The sequence below is a fragment of the Mycobacterium sp. genome (assembly GCF_052144515.1).
GTDB lineage: Bacteria > Actinomycetota > Actinomycetes > Mycobacteriales > Mycobacteriaceae > Mycobacterium.
This window is the reverse complement of sequence record NZ_JBKQQD010000158.1, coordinates 18,591-38,287: the sequence shown is the minus strand read 5'-3', so window position 1 is coordinate 38,287 and position 19,697 is coordinate 18,591. Positions and strand designations below refer to the sequence as shown.

Genomic DNA, 19,697 nt, shown 5'->3' with positions numbered 1-19,697 from the left:
ACCTCTTATTGGTCTTGTTAACGCTCGGTTGGTTGCGCCGCAACCATCGCATTCACGCCCCCGCCAGAAGACTCTATGACCAAATCGGCACGAGTGCCGGAATTTTGGCGCGATGCGAAGACGGTTATGCCACCGTGCCTTTGCGCTGCCCGGAACCGGCAGCCGATAGCGGCGCGTTACTGACAACGCTTAACCCGGCTAGGCGCCGCCATGAGCGGATGGCGTGGCGCGTGACTTCCAGGATCCGGGCGGGGCCATCATCCCCGTTTGCCAGTCTATGAGCTTTCAGGGCATTACCCGTCACGGCATCTAGCGTGTCCCAGTCGTCGGTCTCGACAAGTGCGGTCGATTGGTATGCGGCCCGAACGGCATACCGTTCGGGCGTCACTGGCGTCGTAATGATCGCGCGCGCCGCACGAGCGGCGCTGTCCCACGCTGCGATCGACGGCATCTCGCCGGGGACGAACCTGCGGTGGAGTTCGGCGATCTCGGAGATCGCTTCGACTGCACCGTTCTGCGCGTATCGAACGACGCCCCAGTGCGGGCTGATCAAAAGCTTGGTCACCCACGTGTGAACGACGCTGTCGGCGACGGTGCCGGCCACGCAGGCGGTGCCGACCGTGAGCCAACCCAAGTCGACTACCACAAAGCTGTCTTCTGGGGACAGGTAGCCGTCGGGTCCGGCGAGCAGGTCGTTGCACAACTGGACGAAGGAGGCCAGCGGGCGGGCCGACGTCGCCGGAAAGTCGGTGATCTGCGCGTCGCCGTTGATGTACGAGATCGCGTTCATGGCACACCCTTTGCCCGATTCCGGCTGATGGGATCCTCTGGCCAGCCGCAACGGGTGGGTGATGCGTTCGAAGTCCATTGACGTTGCTTTCTCTGGTGCACGACACGAGCCCTGAAAAACACTCTACGACAAGCGAAGTCGTGCGATGCCCGACTAGGTATTCGTGGGGCCGGCTTCGACGCTCGCGACCTTGGTGAGACCACTTATCGTCAGGACGCGAATCAGCAGGGGATGCACGATCAAATGCAGGTCATCGACTTGGTCGGCATGCTCGAAAAGCGCGTTGATGCCAGCGCTGTCCAGATATTTGACCGCGCTGAGATCGACGGTGATCGGCCCGCGGCTGCCCACCCTGGCGGTTGTGAGCGCCTCGGTGAACGCATCGATGTTGCTGAGGTCGATCTCCCCTGATGCGGTCAACCGAGGCCTCCCGTCGGCGCCAAGGTCGGCTGTCAAGTTGAGTGGTGTGGCCATTACGGGATCCTCGCGTACAGGTGAACGGTGGTGCCGGCATCGCCGGAGTCAATCGTGAAATCATCCATCAGTCCTCGCATGAGGACGATGCCGCGCCCGCGACTGACACCGGCGACCTTGCGCGGCGTCTTCCAGGTGCCGTTGTCGGTCACGGTCACCTGCAGCCGATCAACGAGAGCGGTCGCACGCAACGACACGGTGCCCTCGGGTCGGTCGCGATGGCCGTGTTCGATCGCATTGGCGACGGCTTCGCCGGTGGCGATGAGCACGTTATGAATCTGGTCAGGCCCGAGCCCCGCCTGGTTCAGCCAGCTGCGCAGGGCAGCACGGCTCGGGGCCAGGTGGGTGGCGTCAGCGGCGAATCTCATCGCCAGTGGCGTCGGCTGCCGGTATAGCAACATGGCCACGTCGTCTGGATAACCGCCTTCGGGCTCAAGCCGGGACATCAGCTGGTCTGCGACCTCATCGAGCGCCTCCGAACGGCCATCCTGAACCAGATCAGCAGCACGGCCTATGCCGTCGTCGATCGAACTGCCGCGACGTTCGACCAAGCCGTCGGTATACAGCAACAGCGTCGCGCGGGCCGGTATCGTGATACGGGCTTCGGGTCGGGACCCGGACCGCCAGTGCACCAGCGGAGGCCGGTGTCCGCCCTCCAGCATCACGGTGGTGCCGTCGGGGCACACCATGATGGGCGGTGGATGGCCGGCACTGGAGTAGACCAGTTCACCGTGTCAAGGGTGAGCACCGCACAGAATGCGGTGGTGCACCGGGCGCCGGGCAGATGCGCAGCGAAGCGGTCCAGCCCCGCGAGCGCCGCGCTGGGACTGGGCTCCTCGAGCAGCAAGGCACGGCAAGCGCTGCGAAGCTGACCCATCACGGTGGCCGCGGCCAAGCCGTGGCCGACACAGTCGCCGACGGTCAGCGCGACGCGCCCATCCCCGAGATCGACGACGTCATACCAATCACCGCCCACCTGCAGCGGTCGGCTCGCGGGGCGATACCGGACGGCGAAGCCTTCCGGCAGAGTCGGCGGGCCCAGCATCGCGTGCTGCAGCGCCACGGCGGTTTCCCGTTGCTCGTCGAGCTGGTGGACGCGGTGCAGGCCTTGACCGAGCCGTCCGGCCACCAACGTGAGCAGCGTGTGATCCTCCGGGGTGAACGGCCGTTGCTCAGCCAATCGACCCACACGACCAGCACTCCTCGGGGATGCTGCAACGCGACGCCCGTTGCGCCGACTTCCTCGGCGACGGTTGTGAGCAGGTCGCCATGACGCAGCGACTCGATCAGCTGCCGGTGGCGTTGCGGCAGGTGCGCCCAGTCGGCGGGCTCGCCGGCGCACACCAGGTTCGGCGCGCCGCTTTCGGGAGAGTCGCGGGAGAACGTCGCGGCCAGAACGCGCCGAGCCTGCCACACCCGCCGCAATTCCTCGGCGGCGCCCCGCAGCGCGTCATCCAGCGTATCCGCTTGAGCCAGTTGCTGATTCAGCGCAGCCAGCGCAACCTGGCGCTGCACGGCGTAGTGTTCCGCGGTGACATCGCGGAACGTGCCGACCATGACTCGCCGGCGGGATTCGGGATCGTCGACGTGGTTGAAGTTGACCTCGACCCACAGCCGATGCCCATCCCGGTGGGTGACGGGAATGGTGAAGGCGCCGTGGGTTTGGCTCAGCAGTTCCGCGAACGCCGCTTCGACTTGTCGGTGGGCTTCGGGGTCGGTGTCGGCGTCTGGCCACCACGGGTGGATGGGTTCGTAGGGCAGCTGTTCGGGGCCGTAGCCGAGGATTTCGGTGAAGGCGGTGTTGATCTCGATGACGGCACCGTGTTCGTCGCAGACGAAGAACGCTTCCTGCAGCGAGTCGACCAGGGCGGTGCGCCAACGGGCGTGATGGTTGCGCAGCCGCGCCAGCTCGACGTTGGCGTGTACCCGGGCGAGCAGATCCGCCGCGGCAAACGGTTTGACGAGGTAGTCGTCGGCGCCTGCCAGTAGGCCTTCGATCGAGGCTTCCTGTCCCGCGCGAGCGGACAGCAGCAGGACTGGTAGGGCGGCGGTGCGCGGGTCGTTGCGCAGCACCGCCAGCAATTGCAGACCGTCCAGCTTGGGCATCATCACGTCGCTGATGACGAGGTCGGGGACTTGCGCGCGGATAACCTCGAGCGCCTGCTGGCCGTCGGTGACGCTGCGTACCTCATAGCCGGATGTCTGCAGCAGGTTGGTCAGGTATTCGCGCATGTCGGCGTTGTCATCGGCGACCAACACGCGCGCCGGCCTGCCATCCGTTTCGGCTGGGGTGACGGCGGTCGTGGTTGCCGCCGTACTCGCGTCCGGCGGTGTGGAATTGGCGTCAGCGGGCAACCAGCGCAGAACTTCCTGGACGTAGGGTTCAGCGATGACACCGGGTACGGGGCGGGTGCCCGGCGCTGGGGCCACGTCGTGGGCGGGCAGCTGCGCCGTGCCCATCGGCAACCGGACGGTGAATGTTGTGCCGATATCCTCTCGGCTGTTCGCAGTGATGGTGCCGCCGTGCAATCCGACGAGTTCTTTGACCAAAGCGAGCCCGATTCCGCTGCCTTCGGTGGAGCGTGCGCGTGCGGTTTCGATGCGGTGGAAGCGTTCAAAGAGCCGGGGCACCTCGGCGGCGGGTATTCCGATCCCGGTGTCGGTGACGGTGACTATGGCGTCAGCGGCGTCGGTGTTCTCGCGATCTATGCGGACGGTGATGGAACCCTCGAAGGTGAACTTCAGTGCGTTGGAGAGCAGGTTGAGCACCACCTTCTCCCACATTTCGCGGTCCACGTACACCGGTTGGTCGAGCGGCGGGCAATCCACGACAAACGTCAGCCCGGCCCGATCAATCGCCGATCGGAAGACGCTGGCCAGTTCGGCGGTGACGGCGGACAGGTCGACGGGCTCGAATTTGGCCTGCATTCGGCCTGCCTGGATGCGCGAGAAGTCCAGCAGGGTGTTCACGAGCTTCGCCAGCCGCAAGGCGTTGCGGTGAATGATGTCCAATTCGTGGCGGGCCTGCTCATCGAACCCGTCCGCTCGGCCGCGCAGCTCGTCGACCGGTCCGAGGATCAAGGTGAGCGGGGTGCGAAACTCGTGGCTGACGTTGGAGAAAAACGTCGTCTTGGCCCGGTCGAGTTCGGCCAGTTCTTCGGCGCGCTGCTGCTGGGCCCGGTAGCTGCGCGCGCTGCCCACGCCCGCGGCGATGTGCGCAGCCACGAGCTCGATGAAGCCGCGGTAGCTGTCGTCGAGCGGACGGTTCCGGTTCAGGGCGGCCACCAGGAACCCCAGCGGCGCGGCGCCTTGCTGCACCAGCGGTACCACGAGCGCCCGGGTGGGCGGCGCGTACCAGGCCCCTGTGGGCAAACTCAATGTGCCATCGGCGAGTTCGACCAGCTCGGGTTCACCATGCGCGGGCTTCTCCACGGGCCATAGCGAATCCCCCTCGCGCGAAAGCGTTTCCGGCGCCGCGGGATGCCCGTGCGCGATTCCGCTGGCCCCCGCAAGCCGCGCGTCGCCGTCGTCACCGAACAGATACGTCAGGGTGAAAGGAAGGTCGTACGGGTTGCCGGCGAGCTGGTCGGCCGCGAAGTCGAGCATCTGCCGCTCGGTGCGCACGACGCTCGGGTCGGAGCCCAGGTCTCGCAGCGTCGCCATTCGGCGCTCGGCGATAACCCGGTCGGTGTCCTCGCTGACCACGCACAGCATGCCGATTACGCGCGCTTCATCGTCGCGCAATGGGCTGTAGGAGAACGTGTGGTAGGTCTCCTCCGGGTAGCCCGACCGCTCCAGGATCAGCATCAAGGCCTCGTCCCAGGTCGCCTCCCCGGTTGACAGCACGCGCTCGATCCGCGGGCCGATGTCGGTCCAGATCTCTGCCCACACCTCGCTGGCCGGACGGCCGAGTGCCCAGGGGTACTTGCGGCCGAGGGTGTCGCGGCGATAGGCGGCATTGCAGAAGAACGTCAGGTCGGGTCCCCACGCCATCCACATGGGAAACCGCGACGCCAGCAGGATGTTGATGGCCGTGCGGAGGCTTTGTGGCCATTCGTCCACCGGCCCGAGCGGGGTGGACACCCAGTCGACCCCAGCCAGATCGCTTCCGATCTCCTGGTCTGCCCGGAATACCACTGCCATCCCCTCGAAATGTGACCAGGCCCGGTCGCCTACCCCTGCCGTTTGCGGTTCATCTTTCCTTAAGACAACCATCCATCGGGTTCGCGTGACCAGCGTTTGCCGGAGAACGCGCAAACGGAGCCAACCGGAGCCGCGATCAGACCACATGACGCCGGACTCGGGGCTGCGACGCGAGGCCGACGCCGGACGCGTCGGGATCCTCGCTGCCGCAGCCGGGTGACCGCGCGCGAGCGTTGGCGCTCAGAGCAATTCGCGTAGCGTCTCGATCAGCTTGATCCGCTCGGCCGGCGTAGCCGCGATGGGTGCCACGTTCAAGGTGGTGACCCCCGCCTCACGAAACGCCGCCACGCGTTCCTTGACGAACTCGCGGGTACCGATCAGGTTGACGTCTCGTGCGAGTTCGTCGGGCACGACCTTGGCCGCGCCGTCCTTGTCGCCGGCCAGGTAGAGCTCTTGGATCCGGTCGGCTTGCGGGCCGTAACCGTACTTGGTGGCCAGGGCATGGTAGAAGTTCTTGCCCTTGGCGCCCATTCCCCCGATGTAGAGGGCCAGGTGTGGTTTGACGAATTCCCGCAGTGGCTCCACGTTTTCGCCGATGGCCAGTACCGGCCCGGCGTACACATCCAGCTTGCCCAACGCGGGGTCCCGCTTGGCCTGCCCGGCAGCCAGAGCCTTTCCCCACACGTCTTGAGCCTTCTCGGGCAGATAGAAGATCGGTTGCCAGCCCTCGGCAATTTCGGCGACCAGCTCGACATTCTTGGGTCCCAGCGCGGCCACCAATATCGGAATGCGTTCCCGGACAGGCTGATTGATGAGCTTCAGCGATTTGCCAAGCCCGGTGCCCTGGTCGGCGGGCAACGGGATGGTGTAGTGCTTGCCCTGGTAGTCCAGGTACTCACGGCGCCACACTTGACGGCAGATGTCGATGACCTCACGGGTGCGGCCGATCGGGGCGTCGTAGGGCACACCGTGGAAGCCCTCGATGACCTGTGGGCCAGAGGCGCCCAGGCCGAGCGTGAACCGTCCATCGGAGACGTAGTCGAGGCCGGCCGCGGTCATCGCGGTCAGGGTGGGGGTTCGGGTGTACAGCTGCAAGATGCCCGAGGCCAGCTGAACCTTTTCTGTGGCGGCGGCCAGGTAGCCCAGCGCACTCACCGCGTCGAACGAATACGCCTCGGGGACGAAGACGATGTCCAGCCCGGCGCGTTCGAGGTCGGCCACTTCGGCGGCGACCTCTTTGAACCCGCCGGCGTAATTGATCCCCAGCCCAATCCTCATGTCCAGTTCCCCTCCGCCCCCTACGCCGAAGTGAACTGATCGGCCAGCTCCAGAGCCTCTTGCTGGATCCGGTCGAACTGGGTGCCCATGGCCTCGGACAATGCCGTCGCGCCGGACAGCGGCCGCACCATCACCATGAAGTCGTCGATCAGACCATCGTCGTTGAAGTGCAGGAAATCGCAGCCGGTGATTCTCTTGCCCTCGACGCCGGAAATCCTGGCCTCGAACACGAACGCATGTTCGCGGCCGTTGCGGTCATGGATCTCACGCACGTAGCGGAAGTCCTCGAAGACCCGCAACACACCGCGCAGGATCGCGGCGGTGATCGCCTTGCCGATATAGGGCTTGAACGCCACCGGGCTGGTGAATACGACGTCGTCGGCCAGCATCGCCTGGATGGCCGCCTCGTCGCGTTCCTCGACTGCCTTGCGGAAGGGGTGCTGAGCAGACACGAGAACCTCGCATGGTCAATTTGTTGAGTAGGTGGGACTGACGGTAGAGGGCGGCGGCATTGATGTCTATAGGTGATTAATCACTTTATTGAATAATCGCATCGTTGTACCATCGGCCGATGTCGCTGCGTGACGCGGTGCTGGCCGCACTCCTCGAAGCGGAGGCTTCCGGCTACGACCTGTCCAAAAGCTTCGACGCCTCGGTGGCGAACTTTTGGATGGCGACCCCGCAGCAGCTCTATCGCGAACTGGACCGGCTCGCCGAACAGGGCCTCATCCAGGCGCGCATCGTCGAACAAGAACGGAGGCCCAACAAGCGCATGTATTCACTGACCGAGGCTGGCCACGAAGCGATCCACCGGTTCACTGCCAAGGCGCCGAAGCCCTGTGTGATTCGCGATGAACTGATGGTCAAAGTCTCGGCTGCCGATGCCGGCGACGCGCAGGCTGTCCGCGACTTCATCGTTGAACGGCTGCAATGGGCGACCGCGAAATTGCAACGCTACGAACGGTTTCGGACGCGTCTGTTCGACGGTCGTACCGAGGAGAAATACCTGGCCCAAACCGAACGAGTCGGTCCCTATCTGACGCTGCTGCGTGGAATAGCGTTCGAAGAAGAGAACATCCGATGGGCCGAACGTGCGCTGAAGATCCTCGAGAACCGCCTGCCGAGTTAGCCGCAGAGGAATCCGGGGTATAGACCCCGACATGGGGTGGGTGACATCACACGCGGTCGCAATCTTCTCGGGGTTGCTCGCTGCATTTTGGGCTGCGGTGGGCATCGTCGTTCGGCAGCGAGCCGCCCAGGGTGTTGCGGCTGGTGAGGCCGAGTCCGGAGCGCTGGCGACGACCTTGGTTCGCGAACCGTCGTGGTGGGCCGGGACTCTCGCCGCGGTCGCCGGCTACGCGTTTCAAGCTCTGGCGCTGGCCCATGGGTCGTTGCTTCTGGTCCAGCCGCTGCTGGTTTCGTCGCTGCTGTTCGCGTTGCCGTTAAGCGCGCGCCTTTGCCACCAACGCATCAGCTGGGCTGAGTGGGGCTGGGCCGCGCTGTTGACCGCCGCTCTGGCGGTGTTCGTGCTCGTTGGCCAGCCCCGCGAGGGCCATAACCGCCCCCCAATACCGGCGTGGACATTGGCGTTGGTGATCACCGTCCCGCTGGTGATTGTCTGCGTGACCGCAGCGCGCCGCGCCGTCGGCCGCGGGCGTGCCATGCTGCTGGCGGTCGCGGTGGCGGTCCTGCTCGGCATGATCGCCGTCTTGACGAAGATCTGCACGCACCGCTTCGCCGTCGGCGGATGGCATGGGCTGCTGACCATTCCCGCTCCCTACATGTTGGTCGCACTTGCTGTGACGGTGACCGTGGTGCAAAACGCCGCGCTTCACGCCGGAGCGTTACAGGCGTCGGTACCGGTCATGTTGGTGGGCGAGCCGGTCGTGGCGGTTCTGCTCGGGGTAGTCGTGCTCGGTGAACACGTGGCGGTGCGGGGCCCGGGGGCAATCATCCTAGTGGTGGCCGTCTGGGCGATGGTGGCGGCCACTGTAGCGCTGGCGCGCAATCAAGCGACCGAACAAGCCGGTTCTGCGGTGCAACAACGATATTCGCCGTCCAACCCTCACGCGCCCGACTCTGCAGTCCCACTGGCGGCCGTCGGCGTCCACGATCGCAGCGACTGAGGTCGTGACAGCGTCGACGGGGCCGACAGGGGGAGCAGAAGCCTTCGAACGACTGGTCGGGCTCCTGGACTATCCGATGTTCGTGGTGACGACCAAAGCCCGGGGCGCCCGTGCCGGGTGCCTGGTGGGCTTTGCAAGTCAGACCAGCATCCGGCCGCCGCGATTTCTCATCGGCCTGTCCAAGCGCAACCACACCTACCGAATCGCGCGGGACGCGGACCATCTCGCTCGCGCAGCTGTTCGGGAGCCAGACCGGCGACAGTATTGACAAGTTCAGCCGCTGCGCCTGGCATGCCGGCCCCCAGGACATGCCGATTCTCGATGACGCCATCGCCTGGTTCGTCGGCAAAACACTGACGCGCATCGACGTTGGGGACCACGTCGGTCACCTGTTGGAGCCGATCGCCGGCGAAGCACCGGATTCCGTTGACGAGCTGATCATCTTTGCGGACGTCACCGATCTAGAGCCGGGGCACGAGGCGTGACGGTTCGTATGTCCGCGATTGACGACATCGCTGAACTGCAACGTTTCTACAGCGACCCACCCGACGGAGTGCGCGCCAACATGATCTTCAGTGTCGACGGCGCGGCATCGATGCACGGCCCGGCCGGCCCGCTATCGGGTCCTCTCGATCAACAATTGTTGTTGGCGCTGCGCGGCTATGCCGATGTGGTTATCGTCGGAGCCGGGACGGCACGCGCGGAGAATTACGGCCCGGTGCGGTTGACCGACGCTCAACGCTCCTACCGGCGAGGGCGTTGGGCACTTGACGAACCGCCGCCCATCGCGGTGGTGTCCCAGTCGGGAAAGCTGCCCCAATCATTGTTCGCCGAGCCCGCACAACGCCCGATGGTCATCACGAGTTCGACGGCCGCCGCTGGCCTGCGGTTCGAATCCGAAGCGCGTCCCGACGTGGTGATCGCCGGCGAGGACAGTGTCGATATGACAAAGGTGATTACCGCCTTGAGTTCACGGGGCATGCGGCGCGTCCTGTGCGAAGGCGGTCCCACGCTGCTCGATGAACTTGTCTTACGCGGCCTCATCGATGAAATGTGTGTGACCATCGCCCCTAAACTCGCCGGAACCGGCCGATCCGCAAAATCGGCGGTTTTACCGCAGCTTCCGGCCCCCAACGAACTCTCGTTGCACCACGTGCTGGCCCATCAGGGATACCTGTTCCTGAAATACGGCCTCGCTGATCACCCGAGCTCTGCCTTGATGTAGCTGACGGCGCCGCGAAATGCCTTGATTGCCTCGTGATCCGGCAGCGCAAATCCGTTGGCCGCATATGCCTGCTCGGTGGTGTACTGGGTGACCCGCCAGCCCGCAGATGTCAAGTGATCGGCGGCTTGACGGCGCGAACCGAGCCACACCAACTCGGCAACGTCGATGTCCAGTCCGTGCTTGCGCCACCCACTGCGCAAGGACCGAAACCGCTCGTCGGTAAACACACTCATGTCGGAGATATTCTCCGTGGCCAGCCGGCTGCCCGGCGCGCTGAGTGCGGTGATGTTGTCCAGAAGCCGGTCTTGGGCCTCCGGTGGCAGGTAGGGCAGTAGGCCCTCGGCGATCCAGGCGGTGGGTGCTGCGGTGTCGAAGTAGTTGTCGCGCAAGGCGGTTGGCCAATCGTCACGCAAGTCGACGCCGACGGCGCGGCGCTCGGCGGTCGGTTCAGCACCGAGTTGGGTCAGCGTGGTGCTCTTGAACGCAATGACCTCAGGCTGGTCCACCTCGAACACCACCACGCCCGCCGGCCAGGCCAACCGGTAGGCTCGCGCGTCGAGCCCGGCGGCCAAGATGACAGCTTGACGTATCCCGGCGGCGGTCGCGGTGAGGAAGAAATCGTCGAAAAACCTGGTGCGCACCGCGATCTGTTGGCGCCGCTGCTCCGGGGTGGTGGGCAGGTCCTCATCGTCGAGAGGGATATCGCCGTCCAACATGCGCGTGAAGAAGGGGTGTCCGACCGCACGCACCAATGGCTCGGCGAACCGATCGTCGAGCAGCGGATCCGGGCCGCGAGAAGCCAGCGCTCGGGAAGCCGCCACCATCGTTGCCGTCGCTCCCACGCTGGAGGCCAAGTCCCAGCTGTCGCCCTCGCTACGCGCCGAACTAGGTGATGACACTCGTGCCTCCCAATGATTACCTGGTCTAACCGACAATCCTATCGGCTCTACGCTGAAGCGGTCAGCGCCGCAGGCGAACCACCGCTCACCCAAACTGAAGGGAAATCAGGTGTCTATTGCTCAACGCGAACGCGCCGCCCTCGTCGACACCCTGCGCGGCGTCGGGCCGGAGGCGCCCACCCTGTGCGAAGGCTGGAAAACCCGCGACCTGGCCGCCCATTTGATGATCCGGGAGTACCGGCTCGATGCTGCACCCGGCATCCTCATCTCCTTCTTCGCCGACCACACCGCCAAGGTGCAAGACGGCGTGGCCCAGCGCACCGACTGGAACGAGCTGGTGGACAAGGTCGCATCCGGGCCGCCGGTCTACTCTCCACTCAAACTGCTCGACCCGGTTGCCAATGTCGCCGAGATGTTCATCCATCACGAGGACATTCGCCGCGCGCAGCCCGGGTGGCAGCCCCGTGAGCTCGAACCCGCGCTGACCACCGTGCTGCGCCGCACCCTGCCGCTGATGGGCCGGATGACGCTGGCCAAGGTGCCTGGCAGGCTTGCGTTGCGAACCCCGGAGGGCAAGACAGTCATGACCGTCGGCCGCGGCCCCGCCGTCACGGTGACCGGCGCACCCGAGGAGCTGCTGCTGTTCGCCGTCGGACGAGAGGCCCGGGTTGAATTCAGCGGCGACGCCGCGGCAGTACAGGCGATCCGGGACGCGCCCAAGGGCCTGTAGCGGCTACGCCTACTTGCCGGTGAGGTCTGCTGCGCCGACCTCGGCGGCAGTCCCCTGACCCGGCGGTGGCACGGTGATCCCGTCGCCGGGCTGTTGCCGGCCGACCAACTCATCCTGCCCGACCTCGGGAAGGTTGCGATCGCCATTCCCGCCGCGGCGTGCCAGCTTTTTCTTCGGTGTCTTGCCCGGTGCCGGCGCGGGTACCGCGGAGCCGTGACCGTTCACCGTCAACCTGGCGGCCGCGCTGACCGTCTCGATCGCCTTCTCGGTGTACACGCGATAGCCGAAATTCGGTAAATAGCCGTGGATTTCGGGCGTGTCGAGATCGCGCATGAACTGCAGTATCTCGCGGCTGAACACCTGACCCGGCACGAGGACCGGAAATCCCGGGGGATAGGGCGTTACGTAGGTCGCCGACACGATGTCGACTCCGGCGTCCAGCCGTTCGTCGATCTGCTCGCCGGTGAGGTACTCGCAAGTGGTGTCGTCGTAGGACAGGTAGAAAGCCCGGCGGACATCCCCTTCCGGTGTCGACTCGCTTCCGCTGTGATCCATGAACGCGGGGTGGAAGCCGCTGAAATCGGGCAGGGGCAAAGGCATTTCGGTGAGCCGATACACCGCGCGCTCGAAGTGTTCGCGCTCACCAAGACTCATCTCGGAGATATCTTGGTCGAGTTCGCGCGCGATGTTGACGAGGACTTCCACCAGGAAGGCGACCGAGCTGCGCGTGGTTCCGATATTGGTCATGAACAGCACGCTGTTGCGCGACGTCTTGTTGATCTGAATTCCGTAGCGGTCCATCAACTGCTGGCGCTTGAAGGTGTCGCCGTCGTAGCCGGTGGGCCCGATGAACAGGGTGATCCTCGAGGGATCGAGCACGAACTCGTCCTGATCCCAGGCAGCCATCATGTTGCGCAGGCCCGAGCGCAGCGGTTGGGCGATGGCCGACGGCCGGAACCGGTCTGGAATCAGATCAGAAGTCCGAAGGCACCTCATGTACTTGCTGAGCAAGGGATGGTTGTCGATCGCATCGCGAAGCTGCATCGCGTTTTCAATCTGCCGCTGCACCAATTCGACACCCTCCAGCGCCACCTGCCGGCGGCCCAGATCCAGCGACGCAAGGATCTGGTAGTTGGGTGAAGTCGAGGTGTGCGCCATGTAGGCCTCGTGGAACGGCTCTGCGACCTTCTGGTCGAAGTCCTGGTCGTAGACATGGATCATCGACCCCTGCCGCAGTGCGGTCAGCGTCTTGTGCGTCGACTGGGTGGCGTATACCCGCACCCGGGCCCGTGCCGGGTCGGGAATGAGGCGACGATGCAGGAGGTCGTCTTCGCTGGCTTCTGCCTGGGAGGCAAGAGACTCCTCATAGCGGCGCTTGTAGCCGGAGTCCTGCAGCCGCTCGCGCAATGACTGCGCGGACGCCATCGCGGTGCGAGTCCGATAGACCGGGTGAAAACGCGCGAACGCGAACCACGCCTCGTCCCACAGGAACACCAGGTCGGGCTTGATGGCGAGGCACTCCTCCATGACACGCTGCACGTCGTAGACGACCCCGTCGAAGGTGCAGTTGGTCAGCGACATCATCTTGACCCGGTCGAGCTTGCCGGCGCGCTTGAGTGCCAACAACTTTGACTTGATCTCGCGCAGCGGCACCGCGCCGTACATCGAGTAGTCGTTGAGCGGATAGGCCTCGAGGTAAATGACATTCGCGCCGGCGAGCATCATCCCGTAGTGATGCGACTGGTGGCAGTTGCGGTCCAGCAGCACGATGTCACCGGGTGCCACCAACGCCTGGGTGACGATCTTGTTGGCCGTCGACGTTCCGTTGGTGACGAAGTACGTGTGACGCGATCCGTAGGCTTGCGCCGCGAGTTGCTGTGATTCACGCAAGGGCCCGGTCGGCTCGAGCAGCGAGTCGAGGCCGCCGCACGTCGCCGACGTCTCGGCCATGAACACTTCCAGGCCGTAAAAGCCGACCATGTCCCTGATCCAGTGCGAGTTGACGATCGACTTACCCTGCGAAATCGGCAGGGCGTGAAAGACACCCGTGGGCCGGTGGCTGTACTCCTTCAGCGCGCTGAAGAAAGGCGTGCGGTAGCGCGCCGCCACGCCCTGCAGGATCGACAGGTGCAGCTCGAGCATGCCTTCCCGAGCATGAAACACCCTGCGGAAGTACTGTCCCAGCCGCCCGGCCATCTCCTCCACATCGATCTCGGTCATGAGGTACAGGTCGAGTTCGGGTCGCAACTTCGCCAGGGACACCGCCAGGATCTGCGCGCGTTCCTCGGGCGACTGATGATCGGCCAACTCATCCGACACCGCGGTATCCACGAACTCCGCCAGAGCCGACAAGTCCCGGGTCGACTGATGCGAAAATCGGCGCCGAATCACCACCGCCTGCAAATTGACGTTGAGCCGTGCCGCGATGAGCGCCTCATCTCCGCTGGACACCACCACGAGCTCATAGACGAATTCGTCGTCGGGACGCCGCCATTTGCGTACCTCGTTGCGCAGTGCCCGTTCCTGGTCCTCGGTCATCTTTTCGACGACGAGCACTTCGAAATAGGGGCGGTCGCGCTGGGGCGACGGTTCCTCGAGCCGGCGCGGATCGGACGGAAACATGTCCAGTTCGTCGGCCCCGGCGTTCTCCACGTCCCCCGAGCGGTACGACTCCGTGGTCAGCGCGCGGTTGATCCGCACCACCGCCTGCGCGAACTTGTCATAGCTGCCGGCGGCGAAAAGCCGTTGAACTAGCGCGAATTGGGGTGAGCCCGGGTAGGCCCAGTAGGGCTCTAAGGTGCTCAGGCGCGCCAGTAGCTCCTGGCAGGCGCTCACATACTTCTCTTTCAACGCTCCTGTGGTGGACGGACGCGTCAGCCGATCGGCGGCTTCCTCCAATCGGCACCACGAGTCACTACGGACCTGCCACAGACTGTTGTAAGCGCGCAGATGTTCGGTCATCGCAAGCCCTTCCAAGTCCCGGCGAATCCACCGTCCCGGTGCGTCGCTCAAGGTTCGCAGACCCAGTGCGCCCGTCGGTGACCAGAAGGCAAACACTGCACGTCCGTCGCGTGACGGCGCAAACAGACCGCGGGTGAGGAGTTCGATCGGGTTCCGCCGAGCGACAAATTTCAGCCGGTCCGTCCATTGCGCGAGTGTAGTCAGCTGACTACACTCGCGTACGAAGGGTGTAGTCAACTGACTACACGAGCGGATCACCATAGGAAGGACGAGATGAAAACCAAGCGATCGATCCGGGTTGCGGCCGCCGGCGCACTGGCGTTCGCGGGACTAATGACCACCGGCGTCGGTGTCAGCAACGCGGCCACGCTGCAGACCGAAGCCAGTTATCCGAATCGCGCGGCCTGCATCGCAGCGGGGCCGGGCGTCAAAGCCACAACGGGCGGGAACTGGAACAATTTCTGGTGCGTCCCGGATCACGTCGCCGCTGGGTCGTGGCGCCTGGTTCTGAGCAACTGATGCCGTACTGCACTGCCTATGAGACCCGCATCCAGGGGTGGGCAGCTCATCGTCTCGAAGGCCGCCACCGTTGCCGGAACCTTCGCATGCATGGGAACCCAACGAGGGCAGGCGGGGTCAGTCCGGCACGGTAGTGGTCACGTCAATCCCGAGCAGGTCCGCCAGTTGCGCGGCCGAGTGATGGCTCGGCCCAGAGCCATTGCGGACTGCTGCACGTACTGCCCGCGCTAACGCGGCATTGAGTGGCGCGGTGATGCCGTGCTTGTGAGCGAGCCGAACGATCTCGCCGTTGAAGAAGTCGGTCTCCACGTTGCCGGTGTTGCGGCTCAACGATTGCCAGGTCGAGTTGCTCGCGCCGGCATTCCATCCGGGTACCGGTCGTATGGTCGGTCCGTCTGCCCGCGCCGCCGTGGATGTTTCGAACGAAACGTAGTCAATTCCCGCGTGGCGCAGCACATTCGCGCCTTCACTGCGCACCGCGGCCACCACGTCGCTTGCGTCGGCTGATTCGGCGGTCAGGGCACCCACGGCGTTGCCTAGGTTGCTCAGCAGCTTGTTGTACTTCCAGGGGACGACATCATCGGGAGTACGCACGCGGATTCCCGCGGCACTCCACATCTCGGCGAGCCGCGCCAACAAGTCGACGTCGCCCTGGGTGCTGATCGAGGCGGGCCAACGTGCAGTGTGGAACTGGCCGACCACCGGCCAGGACCGCACGATCACCTCGCCGGGTTCGAGGTGCACGGCGGGCAACCACACGCAGATACCGAACACCCGGCCGAAATAGCGCAGCGCTTTCTCCTCGGCGGCAACGCCATTGAGCGCGGTCATCGCCGGCAGCAGCTCGCCCGCCGTCCTTGCGACACCGTCCCGATCGTCGACCGGTTGATCAACCCAGTCTTGCAGCGCGGCGTCGAGTTGCTGGGTCTTGGTCGCGAAGACCAGCACGTCCCGACGGGTCAACCGCACATCCTCGGGCCGAGACGCCGCGGTGACTGCCGTGTGGAATGTGCCGTCCGGGGTTCTGAGTGTGATGCCCGCGGTTGTCAGGACGTCGGCGTGCCGGCCCCGCGCAACCAACACCGTGGGAATACCGGCCCGCGTCAGCACGGCCCCCACAGTGCCGCCGATAGCGCCGGCACCAATGATCACGTACCGGTAGTCAGCTTCAGAGGACAATGCTCGCCCAATGTCAGAGTCCAATGTCACGCCTTCCATCGATTCTGGCTATTGCGCGAGGTTATCTCCTGTCCCAGACGCACTGCCTGCCTCGCAGCGCAGCAGTGGGTTACCCTGGCCGCGTGAGCACCAAGCGATTACCGGGTGGGGTGGTGCACAAGCTGCCCGCAGACCTACGTACGGCGCTGATCGCCAACTCCACGGCACTCGCCGCGTGGAAGGACATCACACCCTTGGCGCGCAACGAGTTCATCTGCTGGGTCGGGGATGCGAAGCAACAGGTGACCCGTCAGCGACGAATTCGCCGCACCCAAGAGGAACTGGAAGAAGGCCAGCGCCGACCCTGCTGCTGGCCTGGATGCAAGCACCGCGAGCGCACCGGCAGGTAATCGCACTTGGTGCGGGGGTTGTAATTCTTTGCCCAACAATGATATTCGTCGGTACTCGCCGAAACTACCCGCTGACGCTGTGGGCACCGGCATCATCGGCGGTGTCCACAGCGTCGGCGGTCACCTCCCTCCTAACCAAAACCGGTCAGCAGGGAAGGAATGGAACACAGACTGGCGGCGGAGGCGGCGGGCCCCCATAAATCGACGGAGTCTGACGGTGCGTTGTGCCACCATTATCTCCCCTCCTCGGCGTAACAACATCGACGCTAGTCACGGGAGATTGAGCCGGCCTGTCCAAAAGCTATTTCCCAGCTATGCAATTCAGCGCGATGGCCTGCACGCAGCACATAAAACCTTTTTGCACCTTCCCAATTCGGAACGACGGGCCGAATACTGTTGCAGCTCAAAGCTTGTCGAAGATGCTGTTGACGATGTCGTCGCCGATCCCGATGCCCGCACCGGTGACGATTGCCTGGCCAAACCGTCCGCCAAGGAACCGCTGCAGCGTCCCACCGCCGGATGGCGCGGGCTGCTGGTACTGCGGCTGATACGGGGCCTGGTATTGCGGCGGTTGCGCGTACTGGGCAGGCTGCGGATAGTAAGACGGCTCGGTCGCAGCAACATGATTGTCGACCAGTGTGTGGATCGCTTGCAGGAGCTCCGTGGTGGTGCTCTGCTCGTCGCGGATCGCTAGTGCGATCTCCTTGAGGTCCAGTGCCCATTCGCGAGCGTTGGGGTCGCCGGCCGCGGCCGCGGTGGACAATTTCCCGGCGAGCGTTTGGATCAATGTTGCGGTTTGTTGCGCCTGCTGCTGCAGTGCATTGAATTGGCGGTCCACGGTCTCGGTGTCCACTGCCATGCTCCTTTCGAAAGGTGTCTGAGTTGACTTCTACCCTCACACAAGCTGATGTTGCTGAGAGCCGGCTGAATGATTTCGATGAGACGCACGAGGTCACGCAGCATACTCGAGGAACCTGAAATGCCAACCTTCGAATTGCGGGGCTGGTACGTCTCCCATGACGTCAAGTTCGCCGATGACATCACGACCAGCGTCGAGCTTCCAGCCCGTCCTACACGAGAGCAGGCCGAAGGCATTCTGCTTCCGCTCGCCTGGGCCGAGCTCGAACGCTGGTGCGGCGGCGCGGACGATCTGCAGTTCACCTCCGTCGAGGTCGACGGCTCACCGGCCTAAGCCCACCCGACGTTCCGGGGTCTGGCCCCAGTCATGTGACCGGTTCATGATTGTCAAATCTGGGCAAGTAGGTTGACGGTACTGGTGCGCTAAGCCGGACATGGTGGAGGTTTTTATGGCTGGGCAGATCCCTTTGGTCGACTATCTGGTGCTCGACGACGGCGAGCCGCACCTGATCGCGCAGGAATGTACCAACTGCGGCGCCCGGTTTTTTGACCGGCGCAACGCGTGCGCTGGGTGCTTCGCGACCGAATTCAAGACCGTCCCGGTTGCGACCGAGGGCACGGTGCGCGCGTTCACGATCGTCACCTTCGCCGCGCCGGGGATCCCCACCCCGTTCGTCGCGTCCGTGGTCGACTGCGACGGCACCCGGGTCCGCGCCAACCTCATCAACGTCGACCCCGATCCCGAGCAGATCCGCGACGGCATGAAAGTGCGGCTCGCCACATACTCGATCGGCACCGACTCCGAGGGCACCGAGGCGATTGGCTTCGGCTTCGAGCCCGCCTGATGACCCACCACCACCGACCGACGAAGGAGCAGCGACGATGAGCGCCAGCGACGAAATTTGGATTCTCGGGATCCGGATGACCAAGTTCGGCAAGCACCCCGACAAGGACACCGTTGATCTGGCGGCCGAGGCCGCGACCGGCGCGCTCTCCGACGCCGGCGTGACCATGGCCGACATCGGCGTCATTGCGGCCGGCAACCTGATGGCCGCGAACGCCGGGATCGGTCAACAGCTTCAGAAGCAGATCGGCCAGACCGGCATCCCGGTGTACAACGTGGCCAACGCCTGCGCTACCGGGGCCACCGCGCTGCGGACCGCCATCATGGCCGTGAAGGCCGGCGAGGTGAAGTACGGATTGGCCGTAGGTGTCGAAAAGCTCTCCGGCGCTGGGCTGCTCGGCGCGGGCGGCAACAAGAAGGCCGACGCCGACGTCTGGTCGCCAAAGGGCCGCTACGGTGCCGTTGCGCCGGTCGACGGGCGGATCGGCACCGAGGCCATGCCCGGTGTGTTCGCCCAGATCGGCACCGAGTACGGCCACAAGTACGGCGGCACGAGCTTCGAATTGTTCGCCAAGATCAGCGAGACGAACCACGCCCACTCGACGTTGAATCCGCTGGCCGCTTACCAGAAGAGGTTCACGCTCGAGCAGATCATGGGTGACGTCATGATCGCCTACCCGAACACCCGCCCGATGTGCTCGGCCAACTGTGACGGTGCCGCGGCCGCGGTCGTGTGCAACGGCGAGACGTTGAAGTCGCTCTCGCTCGAACAGCAACGGCGCGCGGTGAAGGTGTCGGCTTCGGTGCTGACCACCGACCCCTGGGAGGAGGGGTGCCAGGTCCTGCCGAACGTCAACACCCTGACGCGCAACGCCGCCGCGACCGCCTACGAGCAGGCCGGCGTCGAGCCGAGCGACCTCGACCTGGTAGAGCTGCACGACTGCTTCGCCACCGCCGAGCTGGTGCACTACGACAACCTGATGCTGTGCGAAGAGGGCGGCGCCGCCGACTTCTTCAACTCGGGTGCCTCCTGGCGTGACGGCTCGACCCCGGTCAACGTATCCGGCGGGCTGCAGTCCAAGGGTCACCCGATCGCGGCCACCGGCATCGCCAACATCTGGGAGATCTGCCATCACCTTCGCGGCGAGGCGGGCGATCGCCAGATCGAGAACGCCAAGGTGGGGCTGGCCCACGTGATCGGCCTGGGCTCCGCCTGCGGCGTGCACATCCTGGAAAAGTCGGCGGTCTAGTGGCGATCGCGAGCGCGGCGTAGCCGGGCGAA

Annotated in this window: 17 protein-coding genes and 2 pseudogenes; 10 read left to right on the top strand and 9 right to left on the bottom strand. The window is 64.8% G+C overall.

Annotated elements, in window-relative coordinates; translation table 11 throughout:
- Nucleotides 1-124: 124 nt before the first annotated feature.
- The 5 genes and pseudogenes from ACLP9N_RS10205 to ACLP9N_RS10185 form a co-directional block, all read right to left on the bottom strand.
- Complete coding sequence (locus ACLP9N_RS10205; RefSeq protein ID WP_442407293.1) at nucleotides 125-868, bottom strand: hypothetical protein; 744 nt, start codon at nucleotides 866-868, stop codon at nucleotides 125-127.
- A gap of 75 nt (nucleotides 869-943) precedes the next feature.
- Nucleotides 944-1,264 carry an STAS domain-containing protein gene (locus ACLP9N_RS10200; protein ID WP_442407292.1) on the bottom strand — a complete coding sequence of 107 codons (321 nt, stop codon included), beginning with the start codon at nucleotides 1,262-1,264 and terminating at the stop codon, nucleotides 944-946.
- Nucleotides 1,264-5,407 (bottom strand): annotated as a pseudogene (locus tag ACLP9N_RS10195) (SpoIIE family protein phosphatase). Before ACLP9N_RS10195 ends, ACLP9N_RS10200 begins: the two are co-directional and overlap by 1 nt.
- A 240-nt stretch (nucleotides 5,408-5,647) precedes the next feature.
- A complete protein-coding gene (locus ACLP9N_RS10190) occupies nucleotides 5,648-6,685 on the bottom strand; it encodes an LLM class F420-dependent oxidoreductase (RefSeq protein ID WP_442407291.1) in 1,038 nt (345 codons plus the stop codon).
- Nucleotides 6,686-6,705: 20 nt separating this feature from the next.
- Complete coding sequence (locus tag ACLP9N_RS10185) at nucleotides 6,706-7,074, bottom strand: nuclear transport factor 2 family protein (protein WP_442407316.1); 369 nt, start codon at nucleotides 7,072-7,074, stop codon at nucleotides 6,706-6,708.
- A gap of 182 nt (nucleotides 7,075-7,256) precedes the next feature.
- Here ACLP9N_RS10185 and ACLP9N_RS10180 point away from each other — a divergent pair, with 182 nt between their 5' ends.
- From ACLP9N_RS10180 to ACLP9N_RS10165, 4 genes and pseudogenes are all read left to right on the top strand, one after another.
- Nucleotides 7,257-7,814, top strand: coding sequence for a PadR family transcriptional regulator (locus tag ACLP9N_RS10180; protein WP_442407290.1), 558 nt, complete (start codon nucleotides 7,257-7,259; stop codon nucleotides 7,812-7,814).
- 31 nt (nucleotides 7,815-7,845) lie between these two features.
- Nucleotides 7,846-8,811 carry a DMT family transporter gene (locus tag ACLP9N_RS10175; RefSeq protein ID WP_442407289.1) on the top strand — a complete coding sequence of 322 codons (966 nt, stop codon included), beginning with the start codon at nucleotides 7,846-7,848 and terminating at the stop codon, nucleotides 8,809-8,811.
- Between the two features lie 76 nt (nucleotides 8,812-8,887).
- A pseudogene (locus ACLP9N_RS10170) lies at nucleotides 8,888-9,296 on the top strand (flavin reductase family protein).
- 8 nt (nucleotides 9,297-9,304) lie between these two features.
- A complete protein-coding gene (locus ACLP9N_RS10165; RefSeq protein ID WP_442407288.1) occupies nucleotides 9,305-10,036 on the top strand; it encodes a pyrimidine reductase family protein in 732 nt (243 codons plus the stop codon).
- On the opposite strand, the gene ACLP9N_RS10160 is transcribed toward ACLP9N_RS10165, so the two are convergent.
- Nucleotides 10,012-10,935 carry a class I SAM-dependent methyltransferase gene (locus tag ACLP9N_RS10160; protein WP_442407287.1) on the bottom strand — a complete coding sequence of 308 codons (924 nt, stop codon included), beginning with the start codon at nucleotides 10,933-10,935 and terminating at the stop codon, nucleotides 10,012-10,014. The genes ACLP9N_RS10165 and ACLP9N_RS10160 overlap by 25 nt on opposite strands.
- A 109-nt stretch (nucleotides 10,936-11,044) precedes the next feature.
- Here ACLP9N_RS10160 and ACLP9N_RS10155 point away from each other — a divergent pair, with 109 nt between their 5' ends.
- Nucleotides 11,045-11,665 (top strand): TIGR03085 family metal-binding protein, encoded by a 621-nt coding sequence (locus ACLP9N_RS10155; protein WP_442407286.1) that lies wholly within the window; start codon nucleotides 11,045-11,047, stop codon nucleotides 11,663-11,665.
- A gap of 9 nt (nucleotides 11,666-11,674) precedes the next feature.
- On the opposite strand, the gene ACLP9N_RS10150 is transcribed toward ACLP9N_RS10155, so the two are convergent.
- The gene (locus ACLP9N_RS10150; RefSeq protein WP_442407285.1) at nucleotides 11,675-14,626 is read right to left on the bottom strand and encodes an aminotransferase class I/II-fold pyridoxal phosphate-dependent enzyme; all 2,952 of its coding nucleotides are present in this window, start codon (nucleotides 14,624-14,626) and stop codon (nucleotides 11,675-11,677) included.
- A 273-nt stretch (nucleotides 14,627-14,899) separates the two neighbouring features.
- Here ACLP9N_RS10150 and ACLP9N_RS10145 point away from each other — a divergent pair, with 273 nt between their 5' ends.
- Entirely contained in the window at nucleotides 14,900-15,145 is a 246-nt protein-coding gene (locus ACLP9N_RS10145) for a hypothetical protein (RefSeq protein WP_442407284.1), read from the top strand.
- 117 nt (nucleotides 15,146-15,262) lie between these two features.
- Here ACLP9N_RS10145 and ACLP9N_RS10140 read toward each other — a convergent pair whose 3' ends face one another.
- Nucleotides 15,263-16,348: a ketopantoate reductase family protein gene (locus ACLP9N_RS10140; protein WP_442407283.1), complete on the bottom strand. Its 1,086-nt coding sequence runs from the start codon at nucleotides 16,346-16,348 to the stop codon at nucleotides 15,263-15,265.
- Nucleotides 16,349-16,446: 98 nt separating this feature from the next.
- On the opposite strand from ACLP9N_RS10140, the gene ACLP9N_RS10135 reads away from it, so the two are divergent.
- A complete protein-coding gene (locus ACLP9N_RS10135; protein ID WP_442407282.1) occupies nucleotides 16,447-16,713 on the top strand; it encodes a YdeI/OmpD-associated family protein in 267 nt (88 codons plus the stop codon).
- A gap of 403 nt (nucleotides 16,714-17,116) precedes the next feature.
- Here ACLP9N_RS10135 and ACLP9N_RS10130 read toward each other — a convergent pair whose 3' ends face one another.
- Entirely contained in the window at nucleotides 17,117-17,566 is a 450-nt protein-coding gene (locus ACLP9N_RS10130; protein WP_442407281.1) for a hypothetical protein, read from the bottom strand.
- A gap of 126 nt (nucleotides 17,567-17,692) precedes the next feature.
- On the opposite strand from ACLP9N_RS10130, the gene ACLP9N_RS10125 reads away from it, so the two are divergent.
- The 3 genes from ACLP9N_RS10125 to ACLP9N_RS10115 all read left to right on the top strand — a co-directional run bounded on the left by ACLP9N_RS10125 (nucleotide 17,693) and on the right by ACLP9N_RS10115 (nucleotide 19,665).
- Nucleotides 17,693-17,905, top strand: a complete 213-nt coding sequence (locus ACLP9N_RS10125) for a hypothetical protein (RefSeq protein ID WP_442407280.1) — start codon at nucleotides 17,693-17,695, stop codon at nucleotides 17,903-17,905.
- A gap of 115 nt (nucleotides 17,906-18,020) precedes the next feature.
- Nucleotides 18,021-18,416 carry a Zn-ribbon domain-containing OB-fold protein gene (locus ACLP9N_RS10120; protein WP_442407279.1) on the top strand — a complete coding sequence of 132 codons (396 nt, stop codon included), beginning with the start codon at nucleotides 18,021-18,023 and terminating at the stop codon, nucleotides 18,414-18,416.
- Nucleotides 18,417-18,453: 37 nt separating this feature from the next.
- Nucleotides 18,454-19,665 (top strand): thiolase family protein, encoded by a 1,212-nt coding sequence (locus ACLP9N_RS10115; protein WP_442407278.1) that lies wholly within the window; start codon nucleotides 18,454-18,456, stop codon nucleotides 19,663-19,665.
- Nucleotides 19,666-19,697: the final 32 nt, after the last annotated feature.

Coding starts and splice junctions, on each gene's coding strand:
- ACLP9N_RS10205 (WP_442407293.1), bottom strand. CDS start 868: ATGGACTTCGAACGCATCACCCACCCGTTGCGGCTGGCCAGAGGATCC.
- ACLP9N_RS10200 (WP_442407292.1), bottom strand. CDS start 1,264: ATGGCCACACCACTCAACTTGACAGCCGACCTTGGCGCCGACGGGAGG.
- ACLP9N_RS10190 (WP_442407291.1), bottom strand. CDS start 6,685: ATGAGGATTGGGCTGGGGATCAATTACGCCGGCGGGTTCAAAGAGGTC.
- ACLP9N_RS10185 (WP_442407316.1), bottom strand. CDS start 7,074: ATGCTGGCCGACGACGTCGTATTCACCAGCCCGGTGGCGTTCAAGCCC.
- ACLP9N_RS10180 (WP_442407290.1), top strand. CDS start 7,257: ATGTCGCTGCGTGACGCGGTGCTGGCCGCACTCCTCGAAGCGGAGGCT.
- ACLP9N_RS10175 (WP_442407289.1), top strand. CDS start 7,846: ATGGGGTGGGTGACATCACACGCGGTCGCAATCTTCTCGGGGTTGCTC.
- ACLP9N_RS10165 (WP_442407288.1), top strand. CDS start 9,305: ATGTCCGCGATTGACGACATCGCTGAACTGCAACGTTTCTACAGCGAC.
- ACLP9N_RS10150 (WP_442407285.1), bottom strand. CDS start 14,626: ATGACCGAACATCTGCGCGCTTACAACAGTCTGTGGCAGGTCCGTAGT.
- ACLP9N_RS10145 (WP_442407284.1), top strand. CDS start 14,900: ATGAAAACCAAGCGATCGATCCGGGTTGCGGCCGCCGGCGCACTGGCG.
- ACLP9N_RS10125 (WP_442407280.1), top strand. CDS start 17,693: ATGCCAACCTTCGAATTGCGGGGCTGGTACGTCTCCCATGACGTCAAG.
- ACLP9N_RS10120 (WP_442407279.1), top strand. CDS start 18,021: ATGGCTGGGCAGATCCCTTTGGTCGACTATCTGGTGCTCGACGACGGC.
- ACLP9N_RS10115 (WP_442407278.1), top strand. CDS start 18,454: ATGAGCGCCAGCGACGAAATTTGGATTCTCGGGATCCGGATGACCAAG.